This is a genomic window from Robertmurraya korlensis NBRC 107688, from assembly GCF_001591645.1.
Lineage (GTDB): Bacteria > Bacillota > Bacilli > Bacillales > Cytobacillaceae > Robertmurraya_A.
In genome coordinates this window covers 58,878-83,518 of sequence record NZ_BCVH01000012.1, presented here as the reverse complement: position 1 = coordinate 83,518, position 24,641 = coordinate 58,878, and the positions used below count along the sequence as shown (strand labels likewise).

At 35.9% G+C, this 24,641-nt stretch carries 29 protein-coding genes; all 29 read right to left on the bottom strand.

Annotation, left to right across the window (positions count from 1 at the left end; genetic code table 11):
- Positions 1–10 precede the first annotated feature (10 nt).
- Positions 11–349, bottom strand: coding sequence for an XRE family transcriptional regulator (locus BKO01S_RS16045; RefSeq protein WP_066056268.1), 339 nt, complete (start codon positions 347–349; stop codon positions 11–13).
- A gap of 15 nt (positions 350–364) precedes the next feature.
- Entirely contained in the window at positions 365–1,546 is a 1,182-nt protein-coding gene (locus tag BKO01S_RS16040; protein WP_066056266.1) for a DegT/DnrJ/EryC1/StrS family aminotransferase, read from the bottom strand.
- Positions 1,547–2,191, bottom strand: coding sequence for an acetyltransferase (locus BKO01S_RS16035; protein ID WP_066056262.1), 645 nt, complete (start codon positions 2,189–2,191; stop codon positions 1,547–1,549).
- Positions 2,188–2,799 carry a sugar transferase gene (locus BKO01S_RS16030; RefSeq protein WP_066056255.1) on the bottom strand — a complete coding sequence of 204 codons (612 nt, stop codon included), beginning with the start codon at positions 2,797–2,799 and terminating at the stop codon, positions 2,188–2,190. Before BKO01S_RS16030 ends, BKO01S_RS16035 begins: the two co-directional genes overlap by 4 nt.
- Positions 2,800–2,810: 11 nt before the next feature.
- On the bottom strand, positions 2,811–2,963 hold the full coding sequence (locus BKO01S_RS24445) for a YwzD family small protein (RefSeq protein WP_157077396.1): 153 nt from the start codon (positions 2,961–2,963) through the stop codon (positions 2,811–2,813).
- A gap of 10 nt (positions 2,964–2,973) precedes the next feature.
- Entirely contained in the window at positions 2,974–4,053 is a 1,080-nt protein-coding gene (gene galE, locus BKO01S_RS16025; protein WP_084362109.1) for a UDP-glucose 4-epimerase GalE, read from the bottom strand.
- A gap of 21 nt (positions 4,054–4,074) precedes the next feature.
- On the bottom strand, positions 4,075–5,142 hold the full coding sequence (locus tag BKO01S_RS16020) for an EpsG family protein (protein ID WP_066056252.1): 1,068 nt from the start codon (positions 5,140–5,142) through the stop codon (positions 4,075–4,077).
- Between the two features lie 35 nt (positions 5,143–5,177).
- Entirely contained in the window at positions 5,178–6,077 is a 900-nt protein-coding gene (locus BKO01S_RS16015; RefSeq protein ID WP_066056249.1) for a glycosyltransferase family 2 protein, read from the bottom strand.
- 14 nt (positions 6,078–6,091) lie between these two features.
- On the bottom strand, positions 6,092–7,198 hold the full coding sequence (locus BKO01S_RS16010; RefSeq protein WP_066056246.1) for a glycosyltransferase family 1 protein: 1,107 nt from the start codon (positions 7,196–7,198) through the stop codon (positions 6,092–6,094).
- 10 nt (positions 7,199–7,208) lie between these two features.
- A complete protein-coding gene (locus BKO01S_RS16005; RefSeq protein ID WP_066056243.1) occupies positions 7,209–8,273 on the bottom strand; it encodes a glycosyltransferase family 2 protein in 1,065 nt (354 codons plus the stop codon).
- The gene (locus tag BKO01S_RS16000; RefSeq protein ID WP_066056240.1) at positions 8,236–9,402 is read right to left on the bottom strand and encodes a glycosyltransferase family 4 protein; all 1,167 of its coding nucleotides are present in this window, start codon (positions 9,400–9,402) and stop codon (positions 8,236–8,238) included. Before BKO01S_RS16000 ends, BKO01S_RS16005 begins: the two co-directional genes overlap by 38 nt.
- Positions 9,403–9,409: 7 nt before the next feature.
- Positions 9,410–10,291, bottom strand: a complete 882-nt coding sequence (galU, locus tag BKO01S_RS15995) for a UTP--glucose-1-phosphate uridylyltransferase GalU (protein ID WP_066056237.1) — start codon at positions 10,289–10,291, stop codon at positions 9,410–9,412.
- Positions 10,292–10,305: 14 nt separating this feature from the next.
- Entirely contained in the window at positions 10,306–12,138 is a 1,833-nt protein-coding gene (locus BKO01S_RS15990; RefSeq protein WP_066056234.1) for a polysaccharide biosynthesis protein, read from the bottom strand.
- 28 nt (positions 12,139–12,166) lie between these two features.
- The gene (locus BKO01S_RS24440) at positions 12,167–12,310 is read right to left on the bottom strand and encodes a hypothetical protein (RefSeq protein ID WP_157077395.1); all 144 of its coding nucleotides are present in this window, start codon (positions 12,308–12,310) and stop codon (positions 12,167–12,169) included.
- 257 nt (positions 12,311–12,567) lie between these two features.
- The gene (locus tag BKO01S_RS15985) at positions 12,568–13,239 is read right to left on the bottom strand and encodes a CpsD/CapB family tyrosine-protein kinase (RefSeq protein ID WP_232311255.1); all 672 of its coding nucleotides are present in this window, start codon (positions 13,237–13,239) and stop codon (positions 12,568–12,570) included.
- Positions 13,220–13,939, bottom strand: a complete 720-nt coding sequence (locus tag BKO01S_RS15980; protein WP_066056229.1) for a YveK family protein — start codon at positions 13,937–13,939, stop codon at positions 13,220–13,222. Before BKO01S_RS15980 ends, BKO01S_RS15985 begins: the two co-directional genes overlap by 20 nt.
- Positions 13,940–14,124: 185 nt before the next feature.
- Entirely contained in the window at positions 14,125–15,924 is a 1,800-nt protein-coding gene (locus BKO01S_RS15975; protein WP_066056226.1) for an ABC transporter ATP-binding protein, read from the bottom strand.
- A 13-nt stretch (positions 15,925–15,937) separates the two neighbouring features.
- The gene (locus BKO01S_RS15970) at positions 15,938–17,101 is read right to left on the bottom strand and encodes a nucleotidyltransferase domain-containing protein (protein ID WP_066056221.1); all 1,164 of its coding nucleotides are present in this window, start codon (positions 17,099–17,101) and stop codon (positions 15,938–15,940) included.
- Complete coding sequence (locus BKO01S_RS15965) at positions 17,098–17,559, bottom strand: lasso peptide biosynthesis B2 protein (RefSeq protein WP_066056355.1); 462 nt, start codon at positions 17,557–17,559, stop codon at positions 17,098–17,100. The genes BKO01S_RS15970 and BKO01S_RS15965 overlap by 4 nt, the downstream gene beginning before the upstream one ends.
- A gap of 18 nt (positions 17,560–17,577) precedes the next feature.
- Positions 17,578–17,865, bottom strand: coding sequence for a lasso peptide biosynthesis PqqD family chaperone (locus tag BKO01S_RS15960; RefSeq protein ID WP_066056218.1), 288 nt, complete (start codon positions 17,863–17,865; stop codon positions 17,578–17,580).
- Positions 17,862–18,800 (bottom strand): phosphoenolpyruvate carboxykinase (ATP), encoded by a 939-nt coding sequence (locus tag BKO01S_RS15955; protein ID WP_066056215.1) that lies wholly within the window; start codon positions 18,798–18,800, stop codon positions 17,862–17,864. Before BKO01S_RS15955 ends, BKO01S_RS15960 begins: the two co-directional genes overlap by 4 nt.
- 94 nt (positions 18,801–18,894) lie before the next feature.
- On the bottom strand, positions 18,895–19,038 hold the full coding sequence (locus BKO01S_RS24435) for a paeninodin family lasso peptide (RefSeq protein ID WP_157077394.1): 144 nt from the start codon (positions 19,036–19,038) through the stop codon (positions 18,895–18,897).
- A gap of 14 nt (positions 19,039–19,052) precedes the next feature.
- Positions 19,053–20,990: an asparagine synthase-related protein gene (locus BKO01S_RS15950; protein WP_066056212.1), complete on the bottom strand. Its 1,938-nt coding sequence runs from the start codon at positions 20,988–20,990 to the stop codon at positions 19,053–19,055.
- A gap of 225 nt (positions 20,991–21,215) precedes the next feature.
- The gene (locus tag BKO01S_RS15945) at positions 21,216–22,082 is read right to left on the bottom strand and encodes an EamA family transporter (RefSeq protein WP_198158830.1); all 867 of its coding nucleotides are present in this window, start codon (positions 22,080–22,082) and stop codon (positions 21,216–21,218) included.
- Between the two features lie 133 nt (positions 22,083–22,215).
- Complete coding sequence (locus tag BKO01S_RS15940) at positions 22,216–23,421, bottom strand: sensor domain-containing diguanylate cyclase (RefSeq protein ID WP_066056209.1); 1,206 nt, start codon at positions 23,419–23,421, stop codon at positions 22,216–22,218.
- Between the two features lie 107 nt (positions 23,422–23,528).
- The gene (locus tag BKO01S_RS15935; protein ID WP_066056207.1) at positions 23,529–23,828 is read right to left on the bottom strand and encodes a spore coat protein; all 300 of its coding nucleotides are present in this window, start codon (positions 23,826–23,828) and stop codon (positions 23,529–23,531) included.
- Positions 23,829–23,839: 11 nt separating this feature from the next.
- On the bottom strand, positions 23,840–24,028 hold the full coding sequence (locus BKO01S_RS15930) for a hypothetical protein (protein WP_066056205.1): 189 nt from the start codon (positions 24,026–24,028) through the stop codon (positions 23,840–23,842).
- A 14-nt stretch (positions 24,029–24,042) separates the two neighbouring features.
- Positions 24,043–24,315 carry a spore coat protein gene (locus BKO01S_RS15925; RefSeq protein WP_066056201.1) on the bottom strand — a complete coding sequence of 91 codons (273 nt, stop codon included), beginning with the start codon at positions 24,313–24,315 and terminating at the stop codon, positions 24,043–24,045.
- Positions 24,316–24,325: 10 nt separating this feature from the next.
- Positions 24,326–24,541 (bottom strand): hypothetical protein, encoded by a 216-nt coding sequence (locus BKO01S_RS15920; RefSeq protein WP_066056197.1) that lies wholly within the window; start codon positions 24,539–24,541, stop codon positions 24,326–24,328.
- Positions 24,542–24,641 lie beyond the last annotated feature (100 nt).

Genomic DNA, 24,641 nt, shown 5'->3' with positions numbered 1-24,641 from the left:
CCACACATCCTTATCCTTGTTTTGTATTCTGCCACTTTATAAAATCTAAGAGCATCTTATATTCTTGAATTTGCTCTTTTTCTACTCCAGAATCTCTCAATTCTTTTACAAACTCCACCCACTCATTATCCATTTGAGGCTCATTTTTATCGTCACCCGAACCTAGTAATTCCTTTAAATCTACTTCCAATACAGAAGCAATCTTTTCAATTACATTAATGGAGGGATTTTGATTTAAATTTCTTTCAATGTTACTAAGGTATGATTTGGCTATTCCAGCTCGTTCTGCAAGCTCTGTTAAGGTAAAGCCTCTTCTTTTTCGAATATCATAAATGTTTTTTCCAATCATTATTTTTACCCCGTTTTATCCGTATTGTTGTACTTTTTCACATCCAAGGTTTAAGGATTTAATACAATCGACTATTCTAATCAGTTCTTCATTTGTTAGATTTGAACCTGAAGGGAGGCAAATCCCGGATTCAAATAACTGGTCCGACACACTATAGGTTTCTTGATGTGAATAATATTTCATCCCCCTAAATAAGGGCTGTAAATGGAGTGGTTTCCATACAGGTCGAGCTTCTATATTCTCATTGGCCATTAAGTCCAAGATTTCCTTTACAGAAGCTCCTGCTTCTCTATCATCTATTGTTAAAGCAGTCAGCCAACGGTTGGACTTGGTATCCTTCAATTCAGGCATAAAATAAATACCAGGTAAATGCCCTAATTCTTCTTGATATTTAGAAAATACACTTCTCCTCGCCTGAACTCTTTCATCTAAAACTTCTAATTGCCCTCTGCCTATACCCGCTAAAACATTACTCATTCGGTAGTTATAGCCCATCGTGCTGTGTTGATAATGTGGAGCAAAGTCTCGGGCTTGCGTTGCTAAGAATCGTGCTCGGTTTAAGGCTTCTAAATCATTGGAAACCAGCATACCTCCGCCAGATGTTGTGATAATTTTGTTACCATTAAAGGAGTAAACTCCGAATTTGCCAAGAGTTCCACTTGGTATTCCTTTATAAGTAGCTCCTAACGATTCTGCTGCATCCTCAATAATGGGTACCTCATATTCATTACAATGAGATACTATCTCATCCATTTTGGCACTTTGACCATAAAGATTGACAACAATAACTGCCTTAGGTAACCGTCCCTGAATTTTCGCATCCCTTAATGCTCTCTCAAGTGCCTTCGGAGACATGTTCCACGTATCCGGCTCTGAGTCAATGAACACTGGCTCTGCTCCTAGATAAAGAATTGGATTCGCACTTGCAACAAAGGTAAGTGAGGAGCAAAATACAGTATCTCCTTTACCTACTTCTAATAAAGAAAGAGCCAAGTGGATGGCAGCTGTACCTGAACTAACAGCAACTGCTCCATTGACTCCTACGTAATCGGCCAATTCTTTTTCAAAGGCATCCACATTAGGTCCTAAAGGAGCAATCCAATTTGTTTCAATTGCCTCCTGCATATACTTGGCTTCATTACCTGACAGATGAGGAGGCGATAGGAAAATTCGACTTTTCTTAACTGAAGAAATCATTTAGACACCCTCTATCAATTGTAGTTTTATTACTCTTGCAGGGACACCAACAGCTGTACTTGTTGGAGGGATGGACTTTATCACAGTGGCACCAGCACCGATGATTGACCATTCCCCAATTTCTAAGCTGGGAATTACTGAGGCTCCTGCCCCTATATGTACTCCCTCTCCCACTTTCACTCCACCCGTCAATGTAGCTTTTGGAGAAACATGAACAAAATCAGAGATTTGGTTATCATGTTCAATAATTGCTCCTGTATTAATGATCGTATGATTACCAATGTACGAATCTGCATTTATTACGGCTTGTGGCATGACAACTGTTCCAACACCAATTGTTACACTCGGACTAATCCATGCTGTTGGATGAATCAATGTTGCAAAGAAAGCATCTTGGAACCCTAATCTTTCGACTATTCTTTTCCTAGTCTCATTTCTTCCAATTGCTATAATGAACTTTAGATCTGGATGAATGTGTAATAGTTGTTTAGCCGAATCGATTGGACCATTGTAAACAGAATGTTCAAAAGTTAGACTCGTGTATTTATCATCTAAGAAGGCGATAATTTGACTTTCCTCATTTAACCGAACCAAATCTTGAATAACCTTGCTATGTCCTCCCGTTCCAACAACCGCTAGTTTCATCCATGACCTCCTTCTACTGATTTTGTACCCTTGAATGGTTCTACTGTAGCTACCCCTCTTTGGGTAATCCCTTCAGTTTTAACCACTTTTTTTATCGTTATAAATAAGATTTTCAAGTCTAACCATAAGGAACGATTGTTCACATACCAAACATCAAATTTAAACTTATCTTCCCAGCTGATTGCGTTACGTCCATTTACTTGGGCCCACCCAGTAATCCCTGGTCGGACCATATGACGTTTTGCTTGTTCTTCGGAATATAAGGGTAAATATTCCATTAATAAGGGTCTAGGGCCGACTAAGCTTATGTCCCCTATAATGACATTTATTAATTGTGGGAGTTCATCAAGACTGAACCTTCTTAATGTAGCTCCAAACGGGGTGAGTCGAATACGGTCAGAAAACAAATTCCCCATACTATCTCTGGCATCGGTCATTGTCCGAAACTTATAAAGATTAAATGGTTTTCCATGCAATCCCGGTCGTTGCTGCTTAAATAGAATGGGTGCTCCTAGTTTGATTCTTATTAGAAGAGCTAAAGTTAACATGACTGGTAAAAACAAAATAAATAGTATCAAACCACAAATAAAATCAAGACATCTCTTCACTTTTCCTACTCCTAGGGTAGAATTTGCTTTTTAGGTTCTAAAAGTTCATTCAATCTTTGCTGTATTTCTGAAATCATGTCATTCACTTGTATATCTGACTCCTGCCCTTTTGAATAAAGCTCCACAAGCAATTCTTTAAATTTTTGTTGCGTTTGTATTCCCACTGTTTTTTCCTCACTTTACTGTTTCTTCAACTTTTTCCCCAAATAAAAAATCCCCACTTTTTCCTGTAAAGTGAGGGTCTTCTTCATATCCATTTGGATTTTTTAGTTGCCATCGCCAAGCATCGGCACACATTTCTTCTATTCCTTTTTCCGCTTCCCAGTTCAGTTCCATTTTTGCCTTTGTTGGATCTGCAAAGCAAGAGGCGACATCTCCGGGTCTAGGTTCTACTATTTTGTAAGGAACCTTAGCCAGTGAAGCCTGCTCAAAAGCTTGAATGACATCAAGAACACTGTATCCTTTTCCCGTTCCAAGATTGTACGCACCAATTCCTTTTGTTTCCTTCACCTTTTCTACTGCTTTTAAATGGCCTTTTGCCAGATCAACTACATGGATATAATCCCTGACCCCTGTTCCATCTTTTGTTGGATAGTCATTTCCAAAGACACTTAACTCTTTAAGTTTTCCAACAGCCACCTGCGTAATATAAGGCATTAGGTTGTTAGGTATACCATTTGGATCCTCTCCGATTAATCCACTATCATGTGCTCCAATTGGATTAAAGTATCTTAATAGAGCGATGCTCCAGCTTTTATCAGATTCGTATAAGTCTCTTAGAATGTCCTCAATCATCAATTTTGTTCTACCATATGGGTTCATTGCCCATAAACTGGCGTCTTCTGTAATTGGTACACTTTCTGGTATACCATATACCGTTGTAGATGAACTAAAAACCAGATTTTTCACTCCATATTTGCTCATCACTTTACAAAGAATCACTGTGCTAGTGATATTGTTGTAGTAATACCATAGTGGAACATTCACCGATTCTCCTACTGCTTTTAGACCAGCGAAGTGTATCACCGCATTAATTTCGTTTTCTTCAAATACTTTACTAAGTGCTTTCTCATCTAAAAGATCGATATAATAAACCTTGAAGTCTTTCCCTGTGATGTTCTTTATTCTATTCAAAGATTCTGGTTTGCTATTAATGAAGTTGTCAACAACAACGATATTGTGTCCTTCATTTAATAGTTCAACACAGGTATGGCTTCCAATGTAGCCTGCTCCACCCGTGACAAGTATGGCCATATATTCACCCCTCTTTATCTTCTACAGATAATTACTTTCATAAATAATATTGAGACTTATTACAGATTCATAGAAATAATATAGGAAATAAAAAATTACTATCAGATAATATATAAACCTTTGTTCCTTTTCTCTAAAAACCTGTACAACCCAAGAAACTAAAATAAGTTGATACAGATTAAAATAAATAGAAAAACGGGCAAATATCCAGTTTTGCATGGAGATAATCATAAATATTAACCCTACGAGAGCCATATTTACTATATAGTCACTACTGGGAAATATCTCCCTAAGCTTTTCCCTTCCTAGGAAAGCAATTACAAGTGGAGCTGCATACACAGCTACACGTACAACATTGGCTCCACCTTCATTAAAGTTTGAGTAATGTCCATACTGTGTATCTTCAATTGCTGAAAACAATAGAGAAGAAAATAAATCAAATCCAACGACAATAATAACCGAGAAGAATAATAGAATAATTGTCGCCTTAGACCACGCTTTGTATCTTACTAAAAAATAAATAGGTAAAAGTATAAGTGCACTTTGATGAAAAGTAGCAGCTATTAAAACAACAATAAAATACATGATCCAGTTCCCACTAATGATAAAACGCGTAGCAGTAAATATGATTGCCGCGGCTAACACCTGTCGTATCCCATTCATAGAAACAAGAAATAAGCCACCTGTAATATAGGCATAGGTGCTTAATTCAAAAAAACCTGAATATCTGGATAGTATCAAAACGATAAGTATATTAGTTATTAACGCGGTTATAAAAATTAGCGTTTGAGGGTCAGTTGAATAATTTTTTAATAGCATTTGAAGAATTCCGAAACCAAAGTCTTTATCTTTTACTATTGAATCCCATGTAAAAGTACTAACTTTAAATGAGTGCATATAAAAGAAGGTATCACCAATGTTTTTTCTAAGTCCTGCAATGACTACTAGCGATAACATAACGCCTGCCACTAATAATCGATTAGGTCTAAAATTTATTAGCACACCCTTTACAACGACTGGATTTGAGAAATATCTAGCAAAAAACGAAAATATAAAAACAATAGCAAGATTCCACCATAAAAAGGTCATGTGTAACTACCTTTCAGCATTGTATAGGAAGTAATTTACTGCTTTATTACTGTTGCTCTTTGTGTTTTATTAATGAACAGATATAATGAAACACCAAATGGTATGGCTAATGCTGTAAATACTTTATTTGGTGATTCGATTAAAAATCTATTATTTTTTATCATTAGGCTACTAGAAACATAATGAATACACTCTCTAAATTTATCTTTCATTGTAGGTGCGTATTTCATTGCTTCTTTCCTAAAAAAGGCGAATCCATATGGATTTTTCCTGTATTGATGGATCATATTCATACTCGACCCATCTTCAAGATACTCCACATGGCAGAGAACTTCGTTCATAACTAGTAACGGACATTCTTGATCAATTAAAATATACTTATAACTTAATGGACAATATTTTTCACCATTAAAAAGGGGGTATGGTGGAGTTTTTTTAGTTAACTCTGATCGATATACAAGTTTTTTATCTCCCTTAACTTTGAACTTTGCATATAAATCAGTTAATGTTGTTTCTTTTAATTGTTCTGGGATTCTTGTACCGATTACTTGCCCTTCAGGGGTAGCATCAAGGCCAATTAATCCAGCATATTTATTACTACCATACCTATTCCAATATTGTACTATTTTCTCAACAGCGTCATCGGGCATATAGTCATCTGAATCAATACAAACATTTAACTCGGTTTTTATCAATTCATAGGCTGCATTATGTGCCCCGTGCATACCTTGATTTTCTTGATAGTGGTACTTAATAGGTACAGTACCCTCAGTGATCCACTGTTTCACTAATTCCCTTGTATTATCAGTTGATCCATCATCTATGATTAACCAAATGAACTCCTTACAAGTTTGCCTTTGAAGACTTTCATAACATAAATGAAGAGTATATGCACGATTGTAGGTAGGGGTGAAAATAGTTAAAAGGGGCTTCAAGACTACTCCTCCTATCACTTTGCTTCCATTAAATAATAATTTTCAAGCCAACTAGCCATACTATTCGTGTCATATCCACTTTCTCTTAAATGCATGGTTGTATCATAATGCTCATGAGTTTTTGATAGTATTTTATTTGCCCAATATTCGGGAGAAGCTTGTAAGCTTATAAACTCTACCCTTCCAGTGACATCACTTTCCTTAGTAATCGAATCTGACACAATACAGTTTAGTCCGGCTGCTTGTGCTTCTATTAACACGACTGGCAAACCTTCGAATAATGATGGGAAAAGAAAAAGATCCATTGCATTCATTAAGTTAGAAATATCTTCACGGACCCCTAAAAAATTTATATTCTCAGATAAACCCAAACTTTTCACTTTCTCTTCAACCACATTCCTTAAATCTCCATCCCCCACAAGTAATAAAATGGAATTAGGTGTTTTCTTATAGACTGATTGAAAAATATCAATTAGATAATCATGATTTTTTTGCTTATTAAATCTACCGATGTGACCAATCACTAACTGATCTTCGCCAATGCCTAGTTCTTTTCTTAGTGAATTTCTCACTTCTGAGTTAAACTTGAATTCTTTAACATTTACAGCGTTATTAAGGACTTTCACTTTATTATCATTGGAAACTCTTCTTCCAAAAAGCCATTCCCCTGCCTTTTTGGAACAAGCAAAGTAAGTTGTAGGATTTTGCTTCATATAATATCGAGCATAGAGTCTGAATGGAAGCTTTAAATCGATTCCTAAATCACTCAAGTGACTATGAGCAATTCTTACTTTCACTCCAGCTTTTTTAGCTGCTCTTAAAACAAAGCTACTATTTTCATTGATATGCGAATGGACAATTTTATATATGTTCGATTGAAAAAAATCATCTAATAGGCTGAAATATCTTTGATAGTTACCAGGACGAATAGGTGGCATGTTATAGATTCTTCCTCCTAGATTAAGGATTTCGTCATCATAGTGACCCTTTTCTTCCCGATGAACCATAAAATCAAACTGAACCTTAGTTCGATCGATTTGGCGGTAGTAATTCATCAGCATGGTTTCTAATCCACCACGATTCATAATGGTTACTACTTGAAGTATTCTTATTGGTTCCACGCCGATCCTCCTATCTTAACGACTTTCTTAATATATTTATGGTTACTAATAAACAGTAGTAACCCGCTACAAATCTTGATTTAGCAAAAAAATAAAAGACTCTCCAAACTAATGGAAATTGACTTAAGTCTAAATTAGTAAAGGAACTTCTTATTTGTTGATGGTGTAAGATCTTTTTTATTTTTTTCATCTTTATTGATACATGTTGGTTCTGTTCAAATAATTCATTTAATCCAAGACCAAGAGTATTAAGACAAATACGGTTACTGAGTGCTTGACTATAGTCATTACCAAGTTTTTTTTCTTCAATAAATGTTGATAGTTTATTAAAAAGACATTCCCATTGACTCAATAGATTAGGTTTATAATTAGAGGTTAAGGAGGTACTGTTCTCTCTCCAGTAGTGATAAAAATACTTATTGATGAATACAAAATTTTGTGTAAGGTACATTACCTCTATATTAAATAAAGAATCTTCATTGGTTCCTATCTCATGTAAGTCAGTAAATACTATCTTATTCTCAAGAATTAAGTTAGCACTATATAGCTTTGACCAGACGGTCCCCCATGCATCTAGTAATTCTGGATTCCTTACTTCATCACCCAATGGTCCTATTAACCTTCTTAATATTTTTTTATGAACTTCTTCACCGGTAATCTTCACTTGTTCAGGCATATGAAACTGCTTTTTCTTTGAATGACTACCAAATTCTCTAATATAACTACACATAACAACATCAGCTTCTTCAACTTGAGCAGTTTTATATAGTTCTTCATACATATAGCTATCAATCCAATCATCCGGATCAACAAAACCTATATATTCTCCAGAAACTTGTTCTAATCCAGTGTTTCTAGCTGCGGATACTCCACCATTTTTTTTATTTATGACTTTGAGTCGTGGATCCGATTTTTGGTAATCAAGTAAGATTTCGTAGGACCTATCGGTTGAGCCATCATTGACAGCAATGATTTCAATTTCCTTTAGTGATTGATTTAAGATACTGTCTAAACATCTACTAAGATATTTATCCACGTTATATATAGGCACGATTATACTTACTTTCGGCTTCACGACGTTCCTCCGCAATATAGTTTGAATACACTTCTTTTATTTCTGTACTAACTTGGTCTAATGAAAACTTTTTTACTAATTTAACGCTAGCAGCTCCCATTTTTTCTCGCATATCCACCGAATTATATAGCTTCAAAATTTTCGATCCAAAATCCTGAAAGTTATCATTTACAACTGTAAATCCATTTACACCATCACTTACTAACTCTATATGTCCCCTATTAACACTAGCTATAATTGGTAACCCACATGCCATTGCTTCCATGATATTCACAGGAAGTCCCTCTCTTTTACTAGACGCAACGACTATATCACTCATTTTTAATAGAGATTCGATATCCCTACGGTATCCTAAAAAATCGATCATACTTAAAACATCTAACTGTTCTGATAGCTGTTTGCTTTGCTCGAGCAGAGGTCCTTCTCCTGCTAACAGTAGTCTCGCTTTAGGAATGTGCTCCTTAACATGTGCAAGTGCATGAATTAGAAGCTGCTGATTCTTATTTGTATTAAACTCGGCCGCGTAAAACATTAAAAAAGCATCGGTATCATAACGATGCTCTGCCCTTAACACTTCTTTATGAAAGTTGGATACTGGTGTATACCGTTCTGTATCCACCCCCACCCCATGTACATGTTCAATTAGCTTTGCTTTGAACTGATGGGAGGTGGCTAAGTGATAATCTTCTTCATTAATCGTAATTAAACAGTCCGTTAAGTAAGATAATACTCTTTCAATAGGGTAGTAGACCATCCAGTTAGGGATGGGTGATCCCTTACAAAAATGAAACCCATGTGCGGTGTAAATCACTTTTGTCCCTTTCTGTCTTGCGGAACGAGCTGCTAGTCTCGCAAGCACTCCTCCCATTGGTGTATGACAGTGTATGAGCTGATACCCATTTCGATCGATAACCTCTTTTAGTTGGCTATACGCAGCTATGTTTTTTCTATGAAAAGGTGACCGTTGTATCGGGAGATTGAACTTTTCATCTACAAATGGTAGTTCGATTGTTCCCGAAGCAGCTACATGAACATCCCATCCTTGTTCCTTAAACCACTTTAAATAAGGTAGATGGAAGGCACTGAAGTGATAGTCAACTGTCGCACAGAACAACACTTTTCTTTTCATAGGACACCTACTTTATTAGTTGTCTATCGAGCACCGCTGATAGATAGTTTAATAGGTCAGAACGTAGCTCTTCCTTTTGAAGGGCAAATTCAATGGTTGTTTGAATAAAGCCCATCTTTTCCCCTACATCATGGCGAGTTCCTTCAAAATCATAAGCATAGACTGCCTCATATTGATTTAGCCCTGCGATGGCATCTGTTAACTGAATTTCTCCACCTGCTCCGGGTCCCTGGTCTCCTAAAATATCAAAAATTCTAGGATTTAAGATGTATCTCCCCATAATAGCTAGATTGGAAGGAGCCTCCTCCATCTTAGGCTTCTCTACTAGGCTATTCACGCTAAAGAATCTCTCTCCAATTTCATTGCCGTTAACAATGCCATAGCGTGATACTTCTTCCATTGGAACCTTTTGTACTCCAAGAACGGAAGCCTGATATCTTTCGTATTGATCGATTAATTGTTTTAAACATGGCTTTTCTGCTTGAACGATATCGTCTCCAAGAAGAACAGCGAAAGGTTCATTTCCAATGAATTTTCTTGCACACCAAATCGCATGACCTAATCCCTTTGGTTCCTTTTGACGGATGTAATGAATATCTGCCATTTGTGAGGATTTTTGCACCTCACTCAGTAGCTCAAATTTACCCTTTTCAATTAAGTTTTGTTCTAGTTCAAACGAGTTATCAAAGTGATCTTCAATGGCACGTTTTCCTTTACCTGTTACAATGATGATGTCTTCGATTCCTGAAGCAACTGCTTCTTCAATAATATATTGAATCGTTGGTTTATCTACGATTGGAAGCATTTCTTTTGGCATCGCCTTTGTCGCTGGAAGGAATCTGGTTCCTAATCCTGCCGCTGGAATGATTGCCTTTTTTACTTTTTTCATTTGTTTCCCCTTTCTTATCCTGAAATAGATACAACAGTTGCTTTCTTTCTCTTCACCTTATTGTTCGCTAGGTTTATTAACACTTCTTTTAACGTTTCTTTCTCCATGGTGTGGAAGGTTTGAACAATCTTATCAATATCCTCGAGATAAAGCGTAGCTGGTTTTCCTATATATATATTCGGAAATACTTGTTTTTCCTGTACTTCATCATCCTTTAATAGCTCTTCAAACAACTTTTCACCAGGACGGATTCCTGTAAATTCAATTCCTATTTCTTCTATTGTATATCCTGACAGCTTGATTAAATTCTTGGCCAAGTCTACAATTTTTACGGGTTCTCCCATATCTAATACGAAGATTTCTCCTCCACGTGCTAGTGCACCTGCTTGAATGACTAGTCGAGAGGCTTCTGGAATGGTCATGAAATATCGAATCATATCTGGATGGGTGACCGTAACTGGTCCACCTTTGGCTATCTGCTTTTTAAATAATGGAATGACGCTACCTCGACTACCAAGTACATTCCCAAAACGAACAGCAACAAATTTCGTCTTACTTTTTTGATCCATATTTTGAACGATCATTTCTGCAAGTCTTTTCGTTGCTCCCATCACACTCGTCGGATTCACAGCCTTATCTGTTGAAACCATGACAAATGTTTCAACCCCATGCCAGCTAGCTGCTTCAGCTACATTTCTTGTACCAATAATATTATTTTTGACTGCTTCTTCTGGATTTCGCTCCATTAAAGGAACATGCTTATGAGCTGCTGCGTGATAGACCACTGCAGGATGGTGAGTTCCCATCACATTCATCATTTTCTTAGCATCCTGTAAATCAGCTATCTCCGTAACATACTCAATTGGGAGGTGCCCAAACTTTTCTTTTAGTTCTTGCTCAATGGAGTAAATACTATTTTCACCGTGGCCAAGCAACACAAGTTTCTTTGGTGAGAACAAGGATATTTGTCTACACAACTCTGACCCGATGGAACCACCTGCTCCAGTTACTAGTACAACTCGATCCGTAACATACTCCGAGATACGATCCATATCAAGAACGACAGGACTACGACCTAATAAATCCTCTACCTCAACATCCCGAATACCACTTACAGACACTCTTCCTGTCACAATGTCCTCTAACATCGGAAGAATTTGAGTTTTTGCCTTTGTTTTCGCACACTCTTGAAAAATGATGTTCAAGTCTTTTCTTCCTAAAGAAGGGATGGCAATAATGATATTATCTATACCTAGTGAATCGACTGTTTTAGTTATTTGGTCGATGCTCCCGACTACTGGTAGCCCTAGGATGTCTAATTGATGTTTATTGAGATCATCATCAATAAATGCAACGGGTTGTAATACTGAATCATTACTTCTTAGTAACTGTCTTGCCACCATTGTTCCAGCAGAACCTGCACCAATAATCAAAGCTCTCTTTTTTTCTTCAGATGAACGCAAATAGTTATCACGATACATTCTCCAACAAAATCTTGAGCCACCAATCATGGACATATGAAGAAGCCATGTGACAGCCAAAAGTCGGAAGAAGATTTCACCAAGCATAATCTGTTGAGTAAGTGCTGCTGTCAGTATAGACAACGTCACCACTTTACATATGATGATCATTTCTCCCACGCTCGCATACTCCCATGCTTTTTTATAAACATGTAAAAGCAATGAGTAAACATGATGACTAAGTACGATAGCTAATGAGCTAAGTACAATTGGTGTTGTGATAACACCAGTACTTGCGTTCGTAAGGAAGAACCCAAAGAAGATGGCTGTTAATACAATGAAGGAATCAATTAATATAAATAATGACAATCGTTTCTTATAAGACAATTTTTATCCCTCCTATTCGTCTTACTATTTAATCTAATGTCACATTTCTTCGTTGAATCGCATAGTCAATGATCTTCCTAATTTCTTCTAGCTGCTCACGTGTTGCCTCTTGTTTTATGTACCTCACCGTCTTTTTAAGTGACTTCGGAAACTTATCAATATTACCCATCACTGATCGAACTCCTTAGGAATAAAATAAAAAACTTAACTATACGTTTTTCTGTGTAAAAGCGTATAGTTAAGTTTTTTATTAATAAAACAGGGCATCTAACCCCACCTCACATCACACTATCGACGACACGCGTCTAAGGTTTTTCACCCACAGCATAACCGAGTGCCTCCATTGATATAGGTTAGGAGGCATCACCTTTCAGATTGTTCTATTGTGAACATAGGTATTCTCAATTAAGAACAAAACGATTAAAAAAACTAGCTTACTTGATTTACAATTACACCAACTAAAGGGGCCTTCGCAAATTCTAACACCTTCTTTGATTCTTGAGCTGCCTCCAATTTAGTTTTTGCCTTTTGTACCACTAGAATCACTCCGTCACACAAGTTTGCTAGAACCTTGGTGTCTGTAACCTCAAGTACTGATGGTGAATCAACCAGAATAAGGTCATAGAGTGGTTTAACATGGGATAACAATTCTTTCATTTTTTCAGATTCAAGTAGCTCTGCGGGATCCAGAGGAATCGGTCCACTTGTTAATAAATCTAGATTATCGATATTACATTTTGTAATCGCTTCACAAAAAGGTGTTTTTTCACTTAAAACATCTGTCAAGCCAACCTCATTACTCACTTTAAATAGTTGATGAATACTTGGATTTCTAAGGTTTCCATCAATAAGAAGGACTTTTTCTTTTTGTTGAGCAATGGAAATAGCTGTATTAGCAATAATGGTTGATTTTCCTTCAGATTGCCCTGGAGAGCTAACCACCAGCAAATTGTTTTTCTCAGCTTCATTTAGGAAGTGAATATTCGTTCTTATTGTTCTAAACTGTTCGGAAATGATTGATTCTGGATTTGAGTACGTAATTAAGTTTCTTCTCTTAATCTTAGCTAATTGCTTACGTCTACTAAATACCAATAGAATCACCTCGATTATTCACATTTATCTTTTTGGTTTTGTTAATATTCTTTTTGGACATGATGGACACACTTCCCAAAATAGGGACTTCTAGAAGTTCTTCCACTTCCTGCTCTGAGCGAATGGATTCATCAAGCGAGTCCACTAAAAATATTAAGCCTATCCCTATGACGATGCCTCCGATAATGGCGGCCCCCAATATCTTGTTTTCATTACTTTCATTAATAGGAATTGGATTTATCTGAGCATCCGATAATACTCTAACATCTTCAAAATCCATAATATTAGGAATCTCTTGAATAAAGACATTTGCAGTAGTATTGGCAATTTCTGCAGCTAGTTCAGGGTTTACATCAATGACACTAATTTTTACCACTTGCGTCTCATCTATACTTCCAACTTGTATACTTTGTGCTAAAGATTCTGGTGTTCTTTCAATACCAAGTTGAGTAATTACCTTCTCTAATACGGTTTTGTCCTTAATGATTACTTCAAGTGTCTTTCGTTGCCCTCCATCCGCATTTATAATGATATTAGTAGATGAACTATATAACAGCGTTGTTTGATTGATCGAACTGTAAAAATAACCAAACAGGGCTGCTAGTATCGTGATGGTTATTCCTATCCAAGCACGTTTCTTTAAAACTCCAAGTATTTCTTTTAGATTTATTTCCTTAGCCATGCGTCGATCTGTTTGTAATCGCCCCATACATACCACCTTGTTCTCTTTGTATTGTATAGTTCTAAATAAAGAACAATCGCTACAAAAAAATAGATTTCCTTTGTGGAATCTTCTTTTTTCGAACTAATATTCTTTATAATAAATATATTAGTTCTTTAAAGAGAACAAGTCAACAAAATTCTAATTTAAAATTAATTAAGAATTGGTAAATATTAAAGGGTCGCTTCAAGTTGTTTTCCAAGTAAATGATTAAACATACCTTTTCGATCCGCAGCTAATTGATTGTACTCTCCAAATTGAATTATTTCACCTTGATCTAATACAATCACCTGATCAGCGTTTTTTATTGTTGAAAGTCGGTGAGCTATTATTATAATTGTCATTTGACCTCTGAGTTTTTCAAGGGATTTTTGAATTTTCCATTCGTTCTCGGAGTCTAAAGAACTTGTAGCTTCATCTAAAACGAGAATAGTAGGTTTTCTTAAAATCGCACGGGCTAACACTATTCTTTGCCTTTCTCCTCCTGAAAGTCTAAGTCCCCGATCCCCAACTAAAGTATCAAGCCCTTTTGGCAATTCTCTTACAAAATCTGCTGCAGATGAAAACTCTAAAGCTTCCCATAGTTCTTCTTCGTTCGCAGAAGATTCCAACATGATTAAGTTTTCTCTAATTGTCCCATTAAATAAGTAAGGATCTTGCGGAACATAACCGACCGATTTTCTTAACGAAAACAGCAAGTGTCTTGTTAACTTTGAGCCATCAATACTTACCAAACCAACTTCTGGCTGATTAAGCCCCATTATTATATCTACCAATGTACTCTTTCCTGCTCCTGATGGACCAACTATCGCTGTGGTTTTATTCGCCTTAATACTGAGATTGATATTTCTTAATGCAAAAACTGGCATACTCGTATCGTATCTAAATGAAACATTTATACATTTTATTTCTCTTCGAATGCTAATTCTCTTCTGTTCAGAATATAAATACTCTCCTAATTCAGCTACACTTGCACTTTCCTTTTGCAATTTAATTATATTTTCAAAAGAAGGCAAAAGTGCGTTTAGTTGTTCTAAACTAAACTGAATTGAGGTTACTCTTGGCCATAGTCGACTAAAAATTAATAGTATGATCATTAAATTAGCCGAATCTGCTTGGAACATAACAATTGAAACATATGCAAAAATTGCAATCAAAATAGCTGAAAATGCCTTAAAAATAAACTGTGTATTTGTTCTTAACCTGATCGCTTCTAAAGTATTATTTTCTATATCCTTACTTAGTGAGCTTACCCTGTTTATATGACTAAGCTCTAATGTATTACTTTTAATGTCTTTTATTCCGTTAAGTTGATCACTAACATTTGCTAAGTAAGCTTTAGAAAGCTCTACAGTTTGATTTCCAATTTTGTTATTTTTCTGGAGAAACTTTTTAGAAAATACGAGTAAAATCACTCCAAATATTAGTACTGTTACAGTGAGTTTTACTGACAAGAATAAAGCAATCCCAATTTGTATCATGGTAAACGCAAGTGAAGTAATAAACTGTAAAAACATTTGTATTCCAGCGCCTACACGGTTTAACTCTGTAGTTAACGAGTTTATAATATCTGACTTTCTTAATCTAAGGAATAATTCCCACTTCGCAATAAGTACTCCCCTATAGGTTTCTTCTCTCAAATGGCGAATAAAACCTTGTTGTATTTCTCCATTTAAACGTGTTTGATTTCGTTGAAAGGCCGAATGTAAAATTAGTAATAAGGTATATATAACCAAAACCACTGGTAATCCTAAATTATTAGGTAACCCATTAAAAAAGTTGTTAAATAAATTAAGTGATGAATCTTCTTTTAAATTTAAGTTAAGTAGACCTGAGACACTTATCAAAGGAATTAACAAAAATATCCCAACACCCTCAAATAAGCTAATAAATATCATCCCAAATAAGTTAAAATATAATTTCTTACCCGCAAAAAGATGAATCTTTTTAGTGAAGTATAGTATCTTTTTCATCTTCAAGCTCCTTTTATTGAAACACTTTTTTTCTTAAGAACCATAATAATGGTCTAAGCGGAAAATACAGAATATGTAAATGTTTTGGTAATGGAAATAATTCAGCATCCAATGGATAAGGATGAAGATAACTTAATACAGTCATAAATTTTTGTTTTGTAGACATCAATGAGAATAGGTGTTTTTTATGATATTGAGCTATTTCTTCAGGCAGTGGGTGATTATGCAAATTTACCATTCTCTCAATATAAAAGACTGCCCCTTGTGCTAGTTTCATCGAGGTATTGCTTTTACATAGAAGTTTCTTTTGTTCTTGTGTTAATTTAGTCCTAAATATATTACTGGATAATATTAATGCCTGCCCACATAAATGGCTATTATTATACTTTCTCAATAACTCATTTGTATCTCTCCAATTAATCTGTTTGGATGCCAAGTAATGAATATCAAGCAACCATCTAAGTCTTGACCATCCGTGCCTTGCTCCATGAGTAACTAGAAAAATAAACATATCCTCTATACTAAGTTGATATGCGTAATTTTTAGATAAAGCACATGTTTGCCTTCTTTCCCATAACTCCTCAAAAGTTGCTTCAATTGACGGACCTGGATTTAACCTCCAGTGTAGTTCTATTTTTACCTTATTTGTAGGATCCGAATATGTTATATGATGATGTCTCCATTTCCAATCATTTAAAATAGTTTTGATATAGTCATCCTTTTGAAACCCAAGCTTTACTAAAAATGCCTCAACCTTTTCCAAATCTTTCAAAGGTATTAGTACGTCTATGTCACTTGAGGTTCTAAGATTAATATCTCCATAAATAAAACTCCCTAAAAATGGACCTTTTAAAAAGATAGCTCGAATGTCATTTGACTTAAAGATTTTAGCTAACTTTTCCATCTCACCAGAAAGATACATCATATTAAAAGTATTAAAATTATGATAGATTTTTAATTTATCTAGAACTACTCTAGGTATTTTATCTCCAACATAATTTGATAGGATTGGATAAATGTAGGGATATAATCTATGGTGTAAGATTAGGTCAGTAAAAGCTTCCCAATCAATATCTTCAAGAAGGTTTTTATCTCCTATTTCCTTATCGTTAATAATGTCAATAATGAGTAAAAGCTCTTTCGGAATATTTCGCAGATCAAGATTATATTTATTCACACTTGGGCACCCTCATGTTTTATTATTTTCTTCGCAAATTTCCCTACAACTGTAAATTTCTCCATTGATTCTTGGCCACTTATATATATATCTCCGCTTCTTAACCATGCATGTGCTATTAATCTATCATTGTTATCTTTTGCCGTACCTAAGTAGATAGTACTTTCTATTCCACGTAACTCTAGCATTTTCATTCCTGCCAATGCTTTAACTAAACATTGACTTTCCCAGAAAGTGTATTTACTCACTATATTAATTGCATTAGAAATTAAAATTAGATCTTTTTTTTGATTCTTTCTATTAACAGATGTTTCTCCTATCACAAGGCCAAGTCGAGAAAGCACTTGATTAAAAGGTAGAAATTTCAAGTATCTCGCCCACCCTAAATATATAAACGCTTCAAAAAATAACCGTTTATTCCTATTATCCATTACAAGAAATAGTTTAATTATATTCATAAGCTTCATTGTTATACATTATTTGCTCCTTTCTACTAATCCTTCTTTATAAAGATCATTCAAAAAAGATAGTACTTGTTCTTCACATTGTGAATGTTCTACTTCATATTCATCCCCTAATTTTTTACATAGAGAACTGATTGTTATAGGTTGCTCTAAGTAATTCCATAGCACCCCACCTATTTCTCCCAAGTTATAATATTTACCATTTTCAATACATAGCATAACTGTTTCTGATCCCATAAGACTTACAACAGTTCCCCCACTTTGTTTTAGGACGTCATCAGAACTTATCTTTTTACTCAATTAGAAAACTCCTTATTATTGTAGATTTTGGATAGAACTTTAGATTTAATTAAATCTGCTGTATACTTTTGTTCGGGGCGTTTAATCTGTAAAATTTCAACATAGTTTGTTAATTGAGAGATCATATTAAAATGCCATTCTATTAACTCCATCCTATACAATAAATGATTTCTATAGGTATGCATTGTAAGTACATTTAGACTGTGTAAGCCCTTAAAGGATTGGATTTCTAATTCATTACCTTGAACCTTTTGTAATTCAAAAATCCCTCCTATCGGTAAAGGAGTTGCACAGTAACTGTCTATAACTGGAACACAATACTTCCTTTCCCTTCCATATATAGAACAATAATTCATATGACCCCTTCCGATTTTATCCAGTGCGTCTTCCCATAACTTCTGTTGTGGATAAGCAGGAGTTACCATTGGGACATTGTCTTTTCCAATTGAAATTGGAATAACATCATCTGAGATAAGTTTATAGCCATCATTCAAGAATGCTGCTGCAATTGTTGATTTTCCTGCTCCTTGTTCTCCAATAAACAGATAGGCTTTCCCATCAACCGCAATAGCACTGCCATGCAGAGGGAATATTTTACGTTGATAAAGTAACGCACCAAAACAGGAGCCTAGTACATATATCTTTGCAATTTGTTCATTGTAGTCTTCCAATGGAGTTATAGTAATCTTTTTTCCACTTTCAATAGTGAATTTTGCGATATTCTCAACTTCAAACATCACCTTATTCTTATCAACTTCCCAATACTTCATTTGATTTGAGCTAGTTTCTACCACTTCTTTTTTATAAATGATAACATCTGGTTGTTCCTTATTAATTAAAATTGCCCGCTCTTTTAGTTCTGAAAACACTATATTTGAATGGATTTTAAACCCAAACGCTTCATAAGCTATTAGTTCATTTGTAGTAGTTAACAATATTGTTCACTCCAAATATAATCAATCTTAAATTTGATAAAGCCCTTATACATAATTATCTGTATAAGGGCATTCATTCCTAAAACATTAAGTATTAAGATCCATGGTGAACGCCAGTTTGACCCTCTTCACCTAATGCAGCATTATAACCTTCATCATATTTTCCCCAGTTTGCAGAAGCCATTGTTTGTGAAACATCAAGTGTTTCTAGAGTGGGTTGTTTCCATTCCTTTTTCATAGTATCACCTCCTTTCAAGAATATTTTTTAATAAACCTATAAACAATAAGAATTCTAATTAGAATAGTAAAGTTCAAATCAAATATTAAACTTGGTTTGAGACCTTCCTTTAAAACCTCGAGAGAACTTTTCAATACTGGAGAATTTGTTATTTCCTTAAGTACATTATCAGAAATAGCAAGCTCTAGTTCAGAAATAAATGAGTCCCACTCAGATTTCATACGGTGAATACTGTCAGCCGCCTGAATTCCTCGAATGCTCTGGTTTAATCTAACATCATCTGGCAGGTAACCCAAGGTTGCCCTACGTATTAATGCTCTACTAAACCCATTTTGTACATATTGATCCTCTGGAAGAGACAAACAAAAATCTATAACTCTGCTATCATTTGTAGGATCTCTTTTCCAAAGGGAGTTATAAAGCGACAATTTCGTACTGATCGTATTTGTAGCATTCCATGAAAAAACTTCGTTAAAATGATTTATTCTATTTTTAGTTACATCACCATACGGTCTACTAACCCTTTCTATCCCGTGGTGTTCAATTTTTTCATATATTTTTGTAGCTTCGGCAAAAGTCGGGTTTAGTACCAATGGAAATTCCGTGATCTTTTCTCTATTTAGCCAATTTCCAATAGTTGGGAATGCATTCATCCCAATTTTCGGTAACAACCTAAACCTGCTACTGTGCATATTTCTGCTATACATATTTAATTCACGAACTAAACATCGCCATTTCATCGTCCTTAACAGATGAGCATAATAGTTAAATGTTTGCCCCCAAGAAATACTAAGATTTCCTCTTCCCCCATTTAACAAGACTCCAATCTTATTTTTTTGGGCTTCTTCAAAAATACCTCTAATCCATATTGCATTTCCAAAAAATTTGAAGGGCATTTCATTTATTTCTAAGGTTTTGTCTATTTCTGCTAAAGGGCTTTCTCCAACAAAATCCAGATAATGATCTTTTATATTTCCAACATAGTCCACTGTTGACTTTATATATGGGCTCTCATCAGCAATATAAGCATTAGAAGTCCAGTCTTTAAAATCACTTGGAGGCACATAACTGAAAGTGTGCAGACTTTTATTCCTGTTTCGGAGAATCCGTGAGGCAAAACTTACTACCGATCCAGAGTCTAATCCACCACTTAAATGTGCGCCTACTTTTAGGTGTGTGCGAAGCCTAGAATTTACTGCAGAATTAAATACATCACGAAATGCTTCTATATATTCACTATCAGATCCAAGTTTTAGGTAATTACCTTCTTTAAACTTTATATATCTATCAATTTTTGTTTTTCTATTATTTATACTTATTCTATGTGAGGGAGGAAGCTGTTGAATGTTTTTATAGGCTGTATTATAAGTGTCCACAGTATCATTCATGTCTGGAATTGCTAAAAATTCCGCAATCCACAGTTCATTAATTTTTTTCTCTAGCCTTGGAGTAGAAAACAATGGCTCAATGGTTGTTGAAAAAATAAACTTTTCATCATCCCTATAAAAATATAGAGTCCTCCCACCCGAAAAATCTCGAGCCCCAAACAATTTCTTCTCTTTCTCATCCCAAATCACATAGGCAAAATCCCCAACTAAGAACTTTGGCGATTCCTCTCCCCACTTATGATAGGCAAGTAAAATTAGCTGACTATCAGTGATTTTCTTACGATCTTCTCTATCAATCTGCAAAAGTTGAAAAAGCTCTTCTCGATTGTCAATGATTGCATCAGCTGTAATGGCTAGACGTCTTTCATAGTCATAGAATGGTAGCTGTTCGCCAATGGATTCTGGCGTGATCCACTGAGCATGGCAGCCGAGGAACAGGTTATCTTTGTGCCAGGTTTGTATGTCGTTGGCAGGAAATTTTTCTAGAGCTTTCATCATGCCAGTGCTTTGTTCAATTGAGACGGGTTCCCCGTTAAGGTTTAAGATTCCAGCAATCGCGCTCATATTTCCTCCTGATTCCAAACATTCTGTGTTTATATATATTTTACCGTTCTTAGTAGAGAACGTATAATCCAAAAAAATTCCCTGCAAGTTTTTTCTTTAATGTGTTCTGATTGGTTCTTTATTAAGAACTAAAATTACTAAACTAAAAATACCACCTTCCACTCCTTTAGTCAATCTACTTTTTTTATATTTACAAAAAATAAATAGACATCCTCAAATGAATGTCTAAATAATCAACAACGCTGTTCCAATGGTAATTAAAACTGCCCCTGCAATCGTATTTTTCGTAGGCTTTTCTTTTAAAATAAAAAAGCTTAGTACCATCGTGATTACCACACTGAACTTATCAATCGGCGTAACCACACTCACCTTCCCAAAGGCAAGTGCTGCAAAGTAGCAGAGCCATGAAAGTCCTGTAGCGGCACCAGATAAAATCAAAAATATGTACGATCGTTTCGAAATGGTTTTTAACTCCTTACCTGTCTTTTGAAAAAAGACAATTCCCCACGCAAACAGGATAATCACTACGGTTCGGATAAAGGTCGCTACATTTGAGTCCACGTCTTCGATTCCGATCTTTGCTAAAATGTTTGTCAACGAAGCAAAGATGGCAGAGAGTACCGCCAACCAAATATACGATTGACCCACTCGAACTTTTTTCTTTTCTTTATTTCTGCCAATTAACACAAAGGTTCCAACAGAAATGATCACTCCCCCGGCTACAACAAGGGTAGTCGCTGGCTCCTGAAGAACGATAAACGAAAGAATAATCGTTAACACAACGCTTGCTTTATCAATCGGAACGACCTTTGAGACATCCCCGATTTGTATAGCTTTGAAAAAGCAAAGCCACGATAATCCTGTTGTTAACCCAGAAAGTACGAGGTAAAACAGCGCTTCTCCAGATACTTCAAACAAAGCATCCGTCTGCTTGGTGACCAATACCATGACAAATGCCATAACAAGTACCACCACTGTTCGGACGGCTGTGGCGAGGTTTGAATTTACATTTTCAATTCCGATTTTGGCCAAGATAGCAGTTAGTGCCGCGAATAATGCTGCTAGTAATGCTAAAATAATACTCAATTCCATCAGCTCTTTTTCTTTTTATGTATTTATTATCTCACTGTTTATTCTTCTTTATCTTATTTTCGCCAATCACTAATGATTCGTCCAGTTTTTAACATCATAAAAAGAGATTGCTACCATTCTAGCAATCTCTCCATTAGACTGTGACCTGATTGGTACCAACTTGATTTCGTCCCATTTCTTTCGCCCGGTAAAGAGCAAGATCGGCCTGTTCAATCAGCTGTTTTAACCCTTCTTCTTCCATTATTGTACCTGTTACGTATCCAATACTCACGGTGACAACCTGAGCCACAGGTGAAAACCCATGTTCCAACCTCATCCCCTCCACAGAATTCCGAATCTCCTCAGCCAACCCACGAACAGCCTTTTCTTCCATATCAAAAACAGCCACAATAAACTCTTCTCCTCCAAACCTAGCAGCTATGCTAGAAGGGGCATCGACTACCTTGGTTAACACTTTACCAACAGCTTGAATAACTTGATCACCTTGCAAGTGTCCGTAATGATCGTTATATGGTTTGAAGGCGTCAATGTCCATCATGAGAATGGATAGTGGTCGTTCCTGATGTGAGCGTACCAGTGTACTTTCAATATATTGATAAAATCCTCTTCGATTCGATATTCCTGTGAGCTCGTCTAACATCGAAAGCTCTTTTAGCTTAACGTTCATCTTTTCGTTTTCTTTTATTTTTTCGGCGAGTGAGGTGTTGGATTCTTTTAATAGTAGCTCACTAATGTAATTGGTCACATAGCTTCGATATAGCATTCGAGAAGCAAGCCAACAGAAAAATAGGAAGACAGTTAAATTGATAAAATGTCCCATCACAACGGTACTCGAAGGTTGAACCATTGGTAATCCAATTCCTAAAACGAGAATGGCCGGTGTGTAAATAGCCAGAATGATTTTATTTGTGGCGTGAAACAAAATCGATACACACATAAAGTTCACAACAAACGCCATCACATGTCCGTATTCTCTTTGGTCCACGAGCGTTACGACTGCCCCCCAAACTAAAAACATACTAACAAGGCTTAATAACACAGGTTTTGCCCACTTATTCCGGGAGATCTGCTGCTCGAACCAACGTATTAATAAAAGCATCGTACTAGCCATGAGGACCAAAGTAAGATAAAGAAAAAAATATGTATTTCCATCAACTAAAATTTGTTTCTTATCGTATGTTTCCGCCATATTCATTCCAAGTAAAATCACTTCGAATAAGATGACAATTCTAGCGAACAGCTTACAGCGTTGCATGTTTTCTTTAAATAGGTATTCTTCTAATAATAATTTCTTTTCTCTAGGGATATCTGGTGTAAGAAAGGAATGTTCCAATTTCATTTTCACAACCTCATTTCATTACTATTTACCTAGTATACAAAAGAGGGAAGATGAAATATATTCTTTTCTTTTAAAAAGCTTGTGACGAATTGTCACAAGCTTTCCCGTTAGTCGTTCGATAGAGACAGCGCCGTCTCCGCCGTTCTCAAGTCCACCTCAAGCTGTTTTTGTGTATCCTGAGGATGATAATATCCTTTCTCCATCATATATTTAGAAAGTTTCCGATGGGTATCAATGGCATCCTCGAGATGGTTAATTAAGGTTTGCCTGATTTCCGGAGTTGCGGTTTCTGTAATGGCAAGTGAGTAGTTTCTCACAGCCGTTTTTGATGCCATTAATAAATCGGTGGCAATGACCTGATCTGTTAATGGCGCCATACCGGTTAGTTTTTCGATAAATGAGTTCATCGTTTCCTCCGTTACGTGAGATGACGTTTTAAATCTTCAATATGTCTGGAGGACGCTGTGACATCCTCCTGCATTAATTCTTTTAAAGCTGGGTCAGTGACTAAGGCTTGCATGACTGTTGATTTCGTCAAACATAAACTTTTAAAGGTTAACAGTTCGTGTAACTCGAGACTTTCGTGAACTCCTATATTGTCTATCATGCCTTCACCTCCATTTATTGTTCAAGCGCTTCTGTTGCGTACGAAATGTCCTTTTTCAGTTGTTCAGGAATATTATACGCATCATAAATGCCTCTGTCCTGAAGGAATCCGTATATTCTTTCATGATAAGCGATGGCGTTTCGTAACTCTTGTCGCAAAAATGTATGTACCTCATCAGATGTAGCTTCTGTAATCGCTACAGAAAGATCTTTTATTGATGCTGTTGTTTCAAACAGCATATCTGTTGCAATTACATGGTCTGAAAAGCTTAAAGGTTTAACCTCCATACGATCCCTCCTACTGATCCATTTTCGTTTGTGCCTTTGCCAGGATATCTCTCATTTGGGTCAACGTGGATGTTCCCAATCGAATGTTTTCTTCCACTAATTCTCTTAGATCCGGATTTTCTACTCGGTCGAGTCGAGCTTTTGCCTCTGCTAAACATGCCACCTTAAAGGCATTTAGTTCTCTCAAGTCTATAATTTCATGAACTCCAATTACATGACTCTCCATTTCCCTCACCTCCTGTTTTTAGCTTTTGTTTGAACACAGAAACATATCCAAAAATAACAATGTTTGAAGGGAGCGATTGTGTAACAAAATAAGAACGCTC

What these genes read in the sequence shown, in the direction of transcription:
- BKO01S_RS16045 (WP_066056268.1), bottom strand. Translation starts at nt 349, where the DNA reads ATGATTGGAAAAAACATTTATGATATTCGAAAAAGAAGAGGCTTTACC.
- BKO01S_RS16040 (WP_066056266.1), bottom strand. Translation starts at nt 1,546, where the DNA reads ATGATTTCTTCAGTTAAGAAAAGTCGAATTTTCCTATCGCCTCCTCAT.
- BKO01S_RS16035 (WP_066056262.1), bottom strand. Translation starts at nt 2,191, where the DNA reads ATGAAACTAGCGGTTGTTGGAACGGGAGGACATAGCAAGGTTATTCAA.
- galE (WP_084362109.1), bottom strand. Translation starts at nt 4,053, where the DNA reads ATGGCCATACTTGTCACGGGTGGAGCAGGCTACATTGGAAGCCATACC.
- BKO01S_RS16020 (WP_066056252.1), bottom strand. Translation starts at nt 5,142, where the DNA reads ATGACCTTTTTATGGTGGAATCTTGCTATTGTTTTTATATTTTCGTTT.
- BKO01S_RS16000 (WP_066056240.1), bottom strand. Translation starts at nt 9,402, where the DNA reads ATGAAAAGAAAAGTGTTGTTCTGTGCGACAGTTGACTATCACTTCAGT.
- galU (WP_066056237.1), bottom strand. Translation starts at nt 10,291, where the DNA reads ATGAAAAAAGTAAAAAAGGCAATCATTCCAGCGGCAGGATTAGGAACC.
- BKO01S_RS15980 (WP_066056229.1), bottom strand. Translation starts at nt 13,939, where the DNA reads ATGGGGCGATTACAAACAGATCGACGCATGGCTAAGGAAATAAATCTA.
- BKO01S_RS15975 (WP_066056226.1), bottom strand. Translation starts at nt 15,924, where the DNA reads ATGAAAAAGATACTATACTTCACTAAAAAGATTCATCTTTTTGCGGGT.
- BKO01S_RS15965 (WP_066056355.1), bottom strand. Translation starts at nt 17,559, where the DNA reads ATGAATATAATTAAACTATTTCTTGTAATGGATAATAGGAATAAACGG.
- BKO01S_RS24435 (WP_157077394.1), bottom strand. Translation starts at nt 19,038, where the DNA reads ATGAAAAAGGAATGGAAACAACCCACTCTAGAAACACTTGATGTTTCA.
- BKO01S_RS15950 (WP_066056212.1), bottom strand. Translation starts at nt 20,990, where the DNA reads ATGAGCGCGATTGCTGGAATCTTAAACCTTAACGGGGAACCCGTCTCA.
- BKO01S_RS15945 (WP_198158830.1), bottom strand. Translation starts at nt 22,082, where the DNA reads ATGGAATTGAGTATTATTTTAGCATTACTAGCAGCATTATTCGCGGCA.
- BKO01S_RS15940 (WP_066056209.1), bottom strand. Translation starts at nt 23,421, where the DNA reads ATGAAATTGGAACATTCCTTTCTTACACCAGATATCCCTAGAGAAAAG.
- BKO01S_RS15935 (WP_066056207.1), bottom strand. Translation starts at nt 23,828, where the DNA reads ATGAACTCATTTATCGAAAAACTAACCGGTATGGCGCCATTAACAGAT.
- BKO01S_RS15930 (WP_066056205.1), bottom strand. Translation starts at nt 24,028, where the DNA reads ATGATAGACAATATAGGAGTTCACGAAAGTCTCGAGTTACACGAACTG.
- BKO01S_RS15925 (WP_066056201.1), bottom strand. Translation starts at nt 24,315, where the DNA reads ATGGAGGTTAAACCTTTAAGCTTTTCAGACCATGTAATTGCAACAGAT.
- BKO01S_RS15920 (WP_066056197.1), bottom strand. Translation starts at nt 24,541, where the DNA reads ATGGAGAGTCATGTAATTGGAGTTCATGAAATTATAGACTTGAGAGAA.